The 11,528-nt window shown below is 68.8% G+C and carries 10 protein-coding genes; 6 read left to right on the top strand and 4 right to left on the bottom strand.

What is annotated here, in order from left to right:
- Together ACIPLC_RS37530 and ACIPLC_RS37525 are read left to right on the top strand one after the other, a co-directional pair.
- Positions 1-225, top strand: a 225-nt coding sequence (locus ACIPLC_RS37530) for a hypothetical protein (protein WP_400477554.1), incomplete at its 5' end; no start/stop codon positions are given.
- A 343-nt stretch (positions 226-568) separates the two neighbouring features.
- Positions 569-724 (top strand): LxmA leader domain family RiPP, encoded by a 156-nt coding sequence (locus ACIPLC_RS37525; RefSeq protein WP_400477553.1) that lies wholly within the window; start codon positions 569-571, stop codon positions 722-724.
- Between the two features lie 36 nt (positions 725-760).
- On the opposite strand, the gene ACIPLC_RS37520 is transcribed toward ACIPLC_RS37525, so the two are convergent.
- Together ACIPLC_RS37520 and ACIPLC_RS37515 are read right to left on the bottom strand one after the other, a co-directional pair.
- Positions 761-1,081 (bottom strand): transcriptional regulator, encoded by a 321-nt coding sequence (locus ACIPLC_RS37520; RefSeq protein ID WP_400477552.1) that lies wholly within the window; start codon positions 1,079-1,081, stop codon positions 761-763.
- The gene (locus tag ACIPLC_RS37515; protein ID WP_400477551.1) at positions 1,078-1,494 is read right to left on the bottom strand and encodes a hypothetical protein; all 417 of its coding nucleotides are present in this window, start codon (positions 1,492-1,494) and stop codon (positions 1,078-1,080) included. Before ACIPLC_RS37515 ends, ACIPLC_RS37520 begins: the two co-directional genes overlap by 4 nt.
- 179 nt (positions 1,495-1,673) lie before the next feature.
- On the opposite strand from ACIPLC_RS37515, the gene ACIPLC_RS37510 reads away from it, so the two are divergent.
- Complete coding sequence (locus ACIPLC_RS37510; protein WP_400477550.1) at positions 1,674-2,285, top strand: ABC transporter ATP-binding protein; 612 nt, start codon at positions 1,674-1,676, stop codon at positions 2,283-2,285.
- Here the strand turns inward: ACIPLC_RS37510 and ACIPLC_RS37505 are convergent.
- Complete coding sequence (locus ACIPLC_RS37505; RefSeq protein WP_400477549.1) at positions 2,263-2,604, bottom strand: integrase core domain-containing protein; 342 nt, start codon at positions 2,602-2,604, stop codon at positions 2,263-2,265. The two genes, ACIPLC_RS37510 and ACIPLC_RS37505, sit on opposite strands and share 23 nt — an antisense overlap.
- On the opposite strand from ACIPLC_RS37505, the gene ACIPLC_RS37500 reads away from it, so the two are divergent.
- From ACIPLC_RS37500 to ACIPLC_RS37490, 3 genes are all read left to right on the top strand, one after another.
- Positions 2,533-6,531 (top strand): polymorphic toxin-type HINT domain-containing protein, encoded by a 3,999-nt coding sequence (locus tag ACIPLC_RS37500; protein ID WP_400477548.1) that lies wholly within the window; start codon positions 2,533-2,535, stop codon positions 6,529-6,531. The two genes, ACIPLC_RS37505 and ACIPLC_RS37500, sit on opposite strands and share 72 nt — an antisense overlap.
- Before the next feature lie 88 nt (positions 6,532-6,619).
- Positions 6,620-7,333, top strand: coding sequence for a DUF6193 family natural product biosynthesis protein (locus ACIPLC_RS37495; protein ID WP_400477547.1), 714 nt, complete (start codon positions 6,620-6,622; stop codon positions 7,331-7,333).
- A gap of 171 nt (positions 7,334-7,504) precedes the next feature.
- On the top strand, positions 7,505-9,073 hold the full coding sequence (locus ACIPLC_RS37490; protein ID WP_400477546.1) for a replication-relaxation family protein: 1,569 nt from the start codon (positions 7,505-7,507) through the stop codon (positions 9,071-9,073).
- Positions 9,074-10,494: 1,421 nt separating this feature from the next.
- Here ACIPLC_RS37490 and ACIPLC_RS37485 read toward each other — a convergent pair.
- A complete protein-coding gene (locus ACIPLC_RS37485; protein WP_400477545.1) occupies positions 10,495-10,878 on the bottom strand; it encodes a hypothetical protein in 384 nt (127 codons plus the stop codon).
- Positions 10,879-11,528 lie beyond the last annotated feature (650 nt).

Raw genomic sequence — 11,528 nt, 5'->3', positions numbered from 1 at the left:
CCGGAACCGGCCACACGGCAGCTGGGGCAAGCGCCGCAAACCGCGGAAAGCGTAGGCACCAGCAGCCCAAAGAGCGATCTACAGCTGGAGTACTACACCGACGCCGACGAGTTCGGTTCGACCTCGCTGGGCGACGCGCCGGCCACGATCGAGACCGTCAGCTGGGCCGTCACCGCCGCCTCCGTCGGCGTGAGCGTCGCGGCCACCTTCGACCACGGCTGCTGAACGCGGTAGTCGTCCGGCGCTGGCGGTCGAAGGGGGCACACGCCCCGAGTCCCCTCGCCGCCCGCTGACGTTCACCACACGGTGCGGTTCCTCGCTTCTGGGAACCGCACCGTGGCGTTTCCGACCGTCTTCCGCACGATCGGGGTCCTCGGCCCGCTCCCAAAGGAATGAGCCAGGTTGCCGATCACCGTAGGTTCCCGCAGATGAGACGGGTTCCTCCCTAAACAGGGCATCGGCCGGGTCGTCGACACCCCGTAGCGGCCGTGCCAGATTTCTCCCCGTCAGACGAGGCAGCCGAAAGGACTCGGCTTCCTTCTCCTCAGTCACACGAGAGGTCAATCTCATGAACGAGAAGCTCATCGCCGGGTACGCCGCCTACACCGACGCCGCGGAGCTCTCCGCCGACGTCCTGGACAGCGCGCCGGCCACGATCGAGATCGTCTCCCTGACCGTCGCGTCGTTCTTGGCCTCCGCCCATACGTACGACATCGCCTGCTGACCAGTGCAGATGTGCGCGGGGCGCCGTCACCCACCCTTACGGGTGGGCCTGGCGCCCCGTGCGCGCTGCGGTTTCAGCGATGTGGCGTAGGGCTGCCAGATGCCCTGCGAGGGCCAGGCGGCCTTGGTCGGTGAGGGACAGCCAGGTGCGGGAGATCTTCCCCACGTGGCCCTTGCGGACCGATAGGTAGCCGAGCTCCTCCAGCGCGGCGACATTCTTCGACAGGTTCGAGGGCGACAGGCTGCAGTAGTCCTGGACGGCCCGGAACTCCGCTTCGTCGCAACCCGAGAGGAAGGCCGACATCCGAAGGCGGTTGGCCGTCCGGAAGGCATCGTCCAGGTCGTCTTCGTCTGTCACGCGCGAACCTGCTTTTGCAAGGCCACCCAGGTGTAGATGCCCACGACGACGCCCAGGCCAGTGTAGATCCAGCGGGTATTCGGAGAGGATGCCAGGGCGGAGACCACGATGGCGATGCAGCAGATGCCCACGGTCCTCCACTTCTCGCGGGCTGGTCCACGCAATCCGGTGATGCCCTGTCGGCTCCGGATCCGCAGAAGGAGCTGGGCCGCGGCCAGGGCACACAGGATTCCTGCGGCGACCGTGGCGAGCTTGAGCCAGCCGCTGGCGGGGCCCGCGCCGGCGAGCGCGATGGCGCCACCGACCAGGAGTCCGCAGATGGGCGGGGCCCATCGCGGCAGTCGGGGCTGTGCTGAGGCGTCGTAGGACCGGCGGGCCTGCTCGAGGTCATGTCGGGCGCTTTCTGCATCCATGTTTGCCAGGTTCGCATGTACTTTCCTGATTTTCAAGTGCTAGCCTCTTGGAAACAACTTGAGGGGTCCGACCCTGGAGTCGCAACCTGCGAGCGCCAACCAGACCTGAAGAAGGGCCGGTTGGGAACCGCGACGCGGCACCGCCACACCCTCACAGAACCCAGGAAGCGAGACCGGACGTGAAACCCCTGGAGATCAACGCGCTGTCCAAGCGCTATGGAGAACGCCAAGCCCTCGACTCGCTCTCCTTCGCTGTACCGCCCGGAGAGATCTTCGGATTCGTCGGCAGCAACGGAGCCGGGAAGACGACCACGATGCGGATCGCCGTCGGCGTCCTCCAGGCAGACGAGGGTGACGTCCGCTACGGCGGCGAACCCGTGAACGTCAACTCCAGCGCCCGCTTTGGGTACATGCCGGAAGAACGCGGCCTCTACCCAAAGATGACAGTTGCCAAGCACCTCATCTACCTGGCCCAGTTGCACGGCCTGAACACCAAAGACGCTCGCGAAGCGATGATGAACTGGACCGAGCGCTTACATCTCGCCGACCGCCGTGACTCGACCGTCGACACACTCAGCCTGGGCAACCGCCAGCGTGTCCAACTGGCCGCCGCACTCGTACACGACCCCGACGTCCTCATCCTCGACGAGCCGTTCTCGGGACTCGACCCCTTCGCCGTCCAGGACATGGCCCAGGTCATCAAGGAAAAGGCAGAAGAGGGCGTACCCGTCCTCTTTGAGGTGACCCCCGGATTGTGGACACAGGGGTTTACGCCGCGAGTGAGAGTTTAGCCGTCGTGCGTTGCTGTTGTTCGAACTCCATCGGGGAGAGGTAGGCCAGTGCGCTGTGGCGTCGCCTTGCGTTGTAGTACGTGAGCCATCGCAGGATCACCATTCGGGCCTGCTCCATCGTGGAGAACAGCGTCCTGAACAGAGCTTCTCGTTTGAGGCTCTGCCACAGGCTCTCGGCCAGGGCGTTGTCGTAACTGGAGCCGACCCGACCGGCGGGCAGGTCCAGCTGAGCGACCGCGAGCGCGCGGTGCAGGCGTGGCTCACCGGTGGCTCCAGCGTTCATGCGCTCGCCGAGGCCGCGCTCGCCGGTTCCGATCATGACGTGAAGCGGTTCCTGGAGAGCGACCTGGTCGGGGCTCAGCACTCGGACGACCTGCTTGCCGCCACGCAGATCTCCAGCCTCGGCGGACCAGCGGTCCGCGAGGCCGCGGACAAGGCGATCGAGGGCACGGCCGCCGAGCTGCAAACGTTCCTGCAGACCGGTTGGCAGTCGGCGCTCCAAACCGATCAGCGGATCGCGACGACCCGGATCATCGACCCGGCCACGGGCGCGGGCCGGGGTCTCCAGGCCGCCGGTGATGTCGCACTGCGCGGCAACGGCGACGACGTTCAGCGGTTCCTGACCGAGGGCCAGTTCACCGCCACGGATGCCGACGACCGGGTCAAGCTCGTCCAGATCCTCAGCACGGGCGGCTCCAACGTCCAGGCGGCTGCGCGGGCCGCGCTCAATGGCACGATCGAGGACGTACGCGACTTCCTCGCGGTTGGGCAGTACATCGCGCAGAGCCGCGACCAGGAGCGCGCGAGCATCGCGCAGCTGGCCCAGCAGGCGAAGGACGCCAGCGCCCAATCAGCGCAGGAGACGGTCGTCGCGACCGTGGCGAAGGACAAGGCGGTCCACGACGCGCAGAAGGCTATGGAGGCCGCCGCCCAGGCCGCGTCCGAGACCCAGCAGGCCGGCAACGACAAGGCCAAGGCCACGGAGGCCGCCAACAAGGCTGCCAGCGCGGCCGAGCGTGCCGGTATGGCGGCGCAGACGGCCGTCACTGCCGCCCGTGCTGCCAACGCCTCCGCCCGTAACACGGCTTACGCGGCCTCGAACGCCGCCGCTGCCGCTGCTGCCGCCCAACGGGCCGCCGCGCGTGCCCGTAGTTCCGCAGCCGCAGCCGCGGGTGATGCGAGCAAGGCCCACCAGGCACGGGTGGATGCCGATGCCGCCGCCGCAGCAGCCAAGATCGCCGCAGAGGCGCAGGGCGCGCTTGACCAGGCGAACCATGCCTCCACGAGCAGCAAGGACGCAGCAGGGGCCGCGTTGGGCGCCAAGCTCAACGCGGACGCGGCAGCGGGTTCCGCCGACCAGGCAGGTGCCTACGCCGACAGCGCTGGCGCGCAGTCGGCCAAGGCCAAGCGCGCCGCGGAGGCGACGCGCCGCCAGGCGGCGGAGGCCGGCCGCGCCGCCGCCGCCTCCCGGCAGCTGGCCGAAGAGGCCGCCGCGAAGGCCCAAGCCGCTACGGAGCTCCTGAAGTCCGCAGCTTCCCACGCGGCCGCGGCGGCCCAGGCTGCCCGGGACGCAGCTGACCACGCAGGTCAGAGCGCCAACGCCGCGCAGGAGTCGACCGACCACGCCAACGCCGCCTCCGGATTCGCCAAGGACGCCCAGAGCGCGGTCAACAAGGCCAACGAGGTCCAGGACTTGGCCCGCCGCACCGAGGCCGAGGACCTGACGAACCGCACCGCCGCCGCCACCGAGGCGGCCCGCAAGGCCAAGGCCGACGCCGCGGACAAGCAGGCGGAGACGGACCAGGCACGTCAGGAGGTCCAGAAGGCCAAGGCCGAGGCCGAACGTCTCTCCCAGGCCGTCAACCAGCCGGGCACCACCCCGGAGCAACTCGCCACCGACGGCCGCAAGCTCGCCATCCTCTCCCGGAAGATCTCCGGCACCTGGGGGCAGAAAGCCGCCGAAGCAGCCCTGTCCGGTCCGGACGCCTCCATCGTCTCCTACCTGAAGTCCGGACGGTCCGACGCCCAGGCGCAGGACGACCGCGAACAAACCCGGCAGATCTTCTACAACTCCGAGAACTCCGCCGTCCGCTCTGCGGCTTACGACACTCTCAACTCCGGCGACGCAGCCAAGGTCACTACGTTCCTGACCAACGACCAGTACGCAGCCGCCGCCCCCGACAACCGGGTGACGATCACCCGCCTCAGCGACAAGGCCGGCCCCGCCGTCAAGGCAGCCGCCGACGCCACGCTGCGGGCCAACACCCCCGAGGCCCTGCGCGACTTCCTCGACAAGGGCCTTGCGGACGCGCAGAGCGCCGACGACCGTGTCACCGCCACCCGACTCGAGGACGCCCCGTCCACCGAGCCCGAGCTCAAGGCCGCGGCGAAGATCGCCCTCGAAGGCCCCGTCCTGAATCTGCGTTCCTTCGTGGCCGAAGGCCAGTACACAGCCAAGCGCAAGGACCACCTGGCGGCCGTCCATATCGCGGACGTCACCGGCCTGATCGCCGAGGCCGCCGCGGCCTCGGCCACCGCCCAGCAGACCGCCGCCGAGGCCCAGCGCGTCGCCGCCATCGCCCGCGGCGCTGCTGCGGAGGCCAACGGCTACGCCGTCGCCGCCCAGCAATCGGCCAACACCGCCACCGAACAGGTCGCCAAGGCTCAGGCCGCCGCCGACGCCGCCCAGACTGCGGCCGCCAAGGCCGCCGGATCCGCCAAGACCGCCACAGCCGCCGAAACCTCGGCCCGACACGACGCAGCCTTGGCCACCTACTCGGCCAGGAGAGCCGAGCAATCGGCAGGCGCGGCTCGACGTTCAGCATCTGACGCATACGCCTCCGCCGCATCGGCCCGTGCATCGGCCGAAGCCGCAGGCAAGGACGCGACGGCGGCCCAGGCCGCCTCCGAGGACGCCTGGGGAGTCTACGAGGCCAAGCACGAAGCCGAGGAGAAGGCCAAGAACGACGCCCTGGCACAGGCACGTGCGGAGGCGGAGCGGCTGCGCCAACAGGAGGCCGCCGAGCAGAAGGCCGTTGACGAGCAGGCCGCTAAGGAGAAGCAGGACCAGATCTCGGCGATCGAGGAGGAGATCAAGAAGCAGAAGGACGCGAACGACAAGGCCAGCTTCATCTACCACCTTGTCTCCGAGAGCATCCACCTCACCCTCGACGTCATCGGAGGCGCCGGCGGAGTCATCGCGCCCGGGCTCGCCGACATCGCTGACCTGATCAACTGCGCCTACTACGCGATCGAGGGCCAGAAGGAGAAGGCGACCCTCTCCTGCATGGGCGCGATCCCGATCGCTGGCGACGGCGCGGCGATGGCCAAGTTCGTCCAGTGGGGCAAGAAGTTTGGAGACTGGGGCAAGAAGGCCGTCGAGTTCGTCAAGAAGCTGGTCACCCGGGCTCCCGCAACCTGCCCGAACAGCTTCCCGGCCGGTACGCCCGTCCTCATGGGGGATGGTTCCACCCGACCCATCGAGGCCGTTCAAACAGGCGACACAGTCCTTTCAAGCGATCCCGTCGCATCCCTGACGGGGCCACGACGGGTCGACGCCACCATCTACACGTCCGACGACCGCCGGTTCACGGACGTAACTCTGGCCGGGGGCGGCTCACTCACCGCCACCAATGGCCACCCGTTCTGGAACGCCTCCGAGCGTGTCTGGGTTGATGCCTCGCATCTGCGGGCCGGAGACTCTCTGCTGACCCCCTCGGGCCGGCAGGCGACGGTCGGCGCGACCAGGCAGTGGGAGGGCCTCCAGGCCGCCTACAACCTCACCGTCGCCGACCTCCACACCTTCTACGTGCTGGCGGGCGACACCCCGGTCCTCGTCCACAACTGCAGCACCGCGGTCGCACTTGGCTACCAGTGGACCGAAACCGCCAAGTGGGCCGAACAGCAAGGCTTCACGCACTTCATGAAGCCGGAGTTCTCGACTACCTGGAGAGGACACGTCCGGAAGGCCATCGATGATCCTTCGGTCGATATCCACGTCAGCATGAAGGGATTCCTGGAAAATGACTTCGAGAAAATGGCAGTGACTGGCCTCGGCGGGTCGGCGGCCAGCGCCACGGCCACCCAGGAGGAGATGTCGTGGATCGCCAGGACAGTGATCGGTGAGAGGGTGCCGTGGAGTAAGTTCAAGTTCTACAACGATGACGGGAAGCTGATCAGCGTCCCAGAACCGAAATGGCAAGAAGCCAAATGGCAGAAGGCCTGGATCTTCGAGTGGGCCGACTGACCTTGGTCCTGGTGGGCTGCCCGCTTCCGGTGGGACGACTACCGGAAGCGGGCAGCCCGCTTGAGTGCAAGTGGAGAGGGATACTTCCATGAACGACATGAACGGAGCGATCGGCGGTGACCCGTCAAGCGTCTCTGGGCACTATCCGGAGCTCGGCCGGTTCGAAGGCCTGACAGCCGCGATCCGCGCAACCGCCGCTGAACACGGCATCAGTCTCGGAGACGAACCCCGTCCGACGGTTGTTGACTGGACGCCACAGGTCGCGGCATTCGAGTCCCCCGGAAGGCGGATGAAAGTGAACGTCCTACTTGAAGAGCGCGGGTTCGTCATTTGGCTGGGCAGCGGCCGGGGACTGCTCTCATCCGCCAGTGGAACTACCGCTGACATTGTCGAGACTGCCAGGGTTATCGCAGCATGGAAGAAGGGGGCCACACTCAAGGAGCTTTCCGATAGCTTTCCCTTCATGACGTACTCAAGGCTGAGCCAGGGCTACGAGGACGGGAACCCGGAAGCCGTGATGTGGCACCTTCTCCTTGAGAATCAGGAATTCACGCAATACCGGGATCTCCTCGCTGCGCTGCACGCTGAGCCGCGTCTCGCGGAGATGTTCCCCTTCTTCTCGATGTGGACGCTACGCCTTGCAAGGGACGCTTACCGTGAACAGGCGGGTGAGCTGCTGATCCAGCAACAAGCTGACGGTTCCTACCTCCTATGGTCCTCGAAGGCCGAGGAAGACAAGAGGGAGTTCCGCCGGCTTGACGATCTGGTCGCCGCTGCTGTCGCCCTGCGGACCGTCCTCTGAGTAGCGTTGCAACCACGCTGTGGCGCTGCCTCTTCGTGCCCGAATGGGCTGTCGAGAGGTGGCGCTGTCGCGTTCGAGGCCGACGCTGTCGAACCGCCGCTGCCGCCGTCCCGGCTGGGCCGCACCGCCTACCGGCGCGGGTCTGCGAACCCGAACGGTTCGACCAGCGCGTTGCGGGCCGATGTCCTCGGTGCGCTCGGCGTTCTCAAGGTCGCCACCGCCGATCAGCTCCAGCGGCTGCTGCGCCCCGGGGCGGTGTCGAACACCGTGATTCGGCAGGCGTTGCGCGATCTCGCGTTGCACGGCCTGGTCGCCTCCGACGGCAACACCCGGGACCGGCGCAAGACGTGGCGGCTGGAGGGCACGGCCGGACTGGAGGCGGCCGGTCAGGTGCTCGGCCTGCCTCGCTCCGACATGGGCTCCACGGCCCGGGGCGCAGGCCGGTCCGGTGCCCAGCATGCGATGGCCGTCAACGAGACGATCGCCGCGTTCGTCCTGGGCGGCAGCGCGTCCGGGGCCGCGGGCGGGGTGGGCACCGTGACCGACTGGTCGACCGAGACCGAGTTCCTGCTGCCGGGCGGGCGGCGCAAGGTGCGTCCGGACGGTGTGTGGCAGGCCCCGGAGGTCGGGGTGCCGGTGCTGATGGTCGAGGTCGACCGCTCCACCATGGCGCCGGAGCGGGTCGCCGCGAAGTTCCCCCGGTACCGCGAGCTGTTCCGCACCAAGGTCCGCGGCAACGACCCGGCCCTCTACGACCGGGAGCCGGCCGACCGTAGGGTGCACTGGTGGCGTCGTACCTGGCCCGGTCACACCCGTGCCGGGTACCCGCCGGTCGCGCTGGTCGTCACCGACGCCGGACCCCTCGCGCTGGCCAACCGGCAGCGGGCCGTCGCGGACCTGTCCGTCGACTGCTGGCGCGGCCGGTGGTGCAGGGAGGTCCGTGACTACAACGACGACGGCTGGCGCGAGTACGACGACGCCGTGCCCATCGTCGCGACCACCCTGGAGCTGCTGGCCGAACACGGGCCGCTCGGGCCGGTGTGGTGGCGCTTCGGCCGCTCGGGCCGGCACTCCCTCGTCGAGGCGCTGGAGAACCCGAACAACCGCACCGCCTACGACCTGCGCCAAGCCGCCCGCGAGGACGAGGAGCACAAGGCCCACCAGGAGCTGATGGACTCCCTGGCCTGCATCGACCGCGGCGACGTTCCCGAGGAGGAGAGCGCCTGGGAGTACGGCCGCCAGGGACAGATCGAGTGGACCCGCCGCCCCGGCGGCCGCTGCTGGCCCTGCCACCAGGACCGCGAGGAGCGCCTGGATCGGGAGGCCGAGGAACGGCTGGAGGCCGCCCGGGAGGCGAACGCCGCGCTGCGCCCGTGCTGGACGTGCCGGGGCTCGATCGGCGGGAAGGAGGGCTCGAAGCTGGAGCTGCGGGAGAAGGCGGGCCGGGACCGGCTGGAGTGCCCCGCGGTGCGAACAGGCCCGCGCCGTCAAGGACTTGGGCCCGCTGATGCTGCCGGTCCCGACCAAGCGCGAGCAGGTGGCCACGCTGGTCTCCACTCCGGACGATCCGTGGTGGGAGGAGCGGGTGCTGCACGCGAAGCTCCACCCGGCGAGGGGCCGTCGAGTGTGACCTGTTGGTCGTGGTGGGCGTGTTTTGGCCCTGGATGGCTGATTGTCTGGACCTTTGGTTGTGCCTGTTGGGGGTGGTGGCAGGGGTTGGTGTGGGTCGGGGTTTGGTGACTGTGTGTGGTGGTGGCTGCCGTCCGGTGCCCCGCCGGCGCCGTCTCGGGGGTCGGTGGGGTGTTGTGGGCGGATTTTCGGGTGCGAATTCTGCTGGGTATTCCGTGTGGTTGTTTTGGCGGATTGGTTGCTGGTGGTGGTGTGAATTCGGGTTGGAATTGTGATGGCCGGGGGTGGTGGCGGGGTTGGTGTTCGGTTTGGTGGGGGTCGGGCCCGGCGTCGTGCGGGCCTGCTGCTCACCCTTCTCGGTGGTCGCCGTCGGGCGGCCGCCGTCCGGGGTGGCCGGGCCGCGTTCTCCCGGCCCGATGTCCGGGCCGGGTGCCGCCGGCCTCGGTGGCTCCCCGCTTCCCCGGCGCCTGCCTGCCTGCCTGCCCGCCTGCCTGCCCGCCTGCTGCGCCCGGCTCGGCCGTCGTTCTGGTCGGCCGCCAGGCCGGGCCTGCTGGGCCCGGCTCTGCCGTGCCGTCCCGCCGTCCGGGGCCCCGCCCGGGCCTCGCTGAGCCGCCGTCCGGGCTGCTGGCACCACCGTCCGGGACGGCTGGGTGGCCGTCAGGCCGGCGTGGAGGCTGCTCTGGTGGCGGCTGGGGAGTAGTCGGCGGGTTGTCGCGTCCCTTGTCGTGTTGGCCTGTCGCGATGGGGTGGTGTCGTGTGGTGTGACGTGGGCGGATACCCCTGATCCCCTGTGTGTGGTCTGGGCGCGACAGGGTGGGTGCGACAGGGTGCCGGGGCGGGGCCGCGGCTGCTGCTCGGTGGTGACGGTCGGGAAGGCCGGCCTTCTCGACGGCCTGGTGCTGGTGGTGGTGCTCGGCGGCCGGGTGGTGGGTGCGGGTGCAACGCGGTGTTGCACCCCGCTGCCCGGTCCGCCGGCCTCGGCGGCTTCCCGCCTGCCCGGCCGCTGCTGGGGCCCGGGCGTCGTCCTGGTCGGTCGCCGGGCCGTCCCGCTGCGCCGGGCTTGGCCGCGCCGTCCAAGCCCGTGCCCTGGAGGCCCTGGTGGTCGGTCCTGGCCGCCGTCCCGGCTGCCCTGGCCCCCTGGGCCGCTCTGCCGCCCGCTGCGCCCTGACCGTTCGTCCAGGCCGCTGTCCTGGTCCGGTGTTCGGTTTGGTGGTGCTGCTTCGGGAATTGCTGGGTTGACGTGGGGTGGGATTTTTTGGGCGGTCTGGAAGGGTGGTCGCCGTGTCGGTTTGGAGGGCCGTTGATGATCGGCGTTTGGTTTTCAGTGGCTCGGCGTGGCTGTTCACCGGGAGTGGTCGGGGTTCTTGTCCCTGGTCACGGCTGCGGTCAGCCAGGGATGGTGAACCGGGGAGCCGGGTGCGTGGTGAAGTGTCCCGCTGTATCGCGGTGAAGAGCCGACGCCGATCGTTATCACCGGCCTCGGGGCGCGGCTTGTGACCGTGCATCGAGAGCTGAGGAAGGCCCAGATCCTTCTACGGAGTGTTCTGTCTCCCGGAGCCCTGCGACCCGAAGACCCGGGCCACACAGCGATCGAGAAGATCACCGAAGGCTTGGGCTGAATCGATGTCAGGGGTCGGCAGCGTTCCCGCGTCGTCGATGGTCGCGATGAAGTCGATGTCGGCCCATCCGCCACGGAACAGGACGACCGAGAGCTGTGCGTCGCCGGGGCCTGTGATGAGGACGCCGATCGAGTCGGGTTCGGTCACCGAAGACCGGTCTGTTTCAAGGCGCTGTGGCCACGACGCGGCCTCGGCCCGCCAGGTCACGTGCCCGACTACCAGTCCCTGGCGCTCCCAATCTGCCCTGCGCTCGGCGACTTCGACGGCCGCGTGATCAAGATCGACGACTTGTTCCATGTACAGATCATGACGACCAGCAAGCGCATCCTCTACCTGTTTCAGCCGGCGCCGGCCACGCCTTCACCAGCACGACCGCACGCTCCAGCGCTTTCAGTTCCCGACCCGCGGTACGCAGTGCTCTTCGAAACCCATCGCTCAGCGCCTTCCGTTGTCGAGGACGAAGCCACTGTGCGCGGTGTCCGGGGGCGGTCGCTGGGCATGGGTGAAAGGGGCCCGCCACGGTGGTGAAGAGCGGGAGCCGAACGCTGCTGCCCGTGGTGGGGGGATCGGCGTCCGGTGAAACATCGGCTGCGGAGCTTCCCTTCGATCGTGTGCTGTCGTGCGGCGTGTCGGGATGAAACGGGGAGACGCAGGACAGCCTGCCGCTGAAAGGGGACCGCCGGCTCCGAGGGTTCGCGGGTCTCGTGCCGTCGACAGGTGGGGGAGCGGTGGTGGATCTGGATCCGCCCGGGCTGGTGCCGGACCGGCCTGCCGCAGTGGCCCGGGGTGAGCGGGAAGCTGCCGTAGCCCGGTTGATGGATCTGGACAGCCGGGGTGAGTTGACGACTGTTCAGAGGGCGGAATGAGAGATTAAGTCCGTTCTGTCGTCGCCTGAACGTGTGGCCTTGCCGCCTCCGGCAGATCGCGGGGCTGGCGCCGTGCTGAGG

This window comes from Kitasatospora sp. NPDC086801, from assembly GCF_044745805.1.
In the GTDB taxonomy this organism is placed as follows: domain Bacteria; phylum Actinomycetota; class Actinomycetes; order Streptomycetales; family Streptomycetaceae; genus Kitasatospora.
Note: the sequence above shows the minus strand (reverse complement) of the source record. Positions and strands in the feature narration are given on the sequence as shown.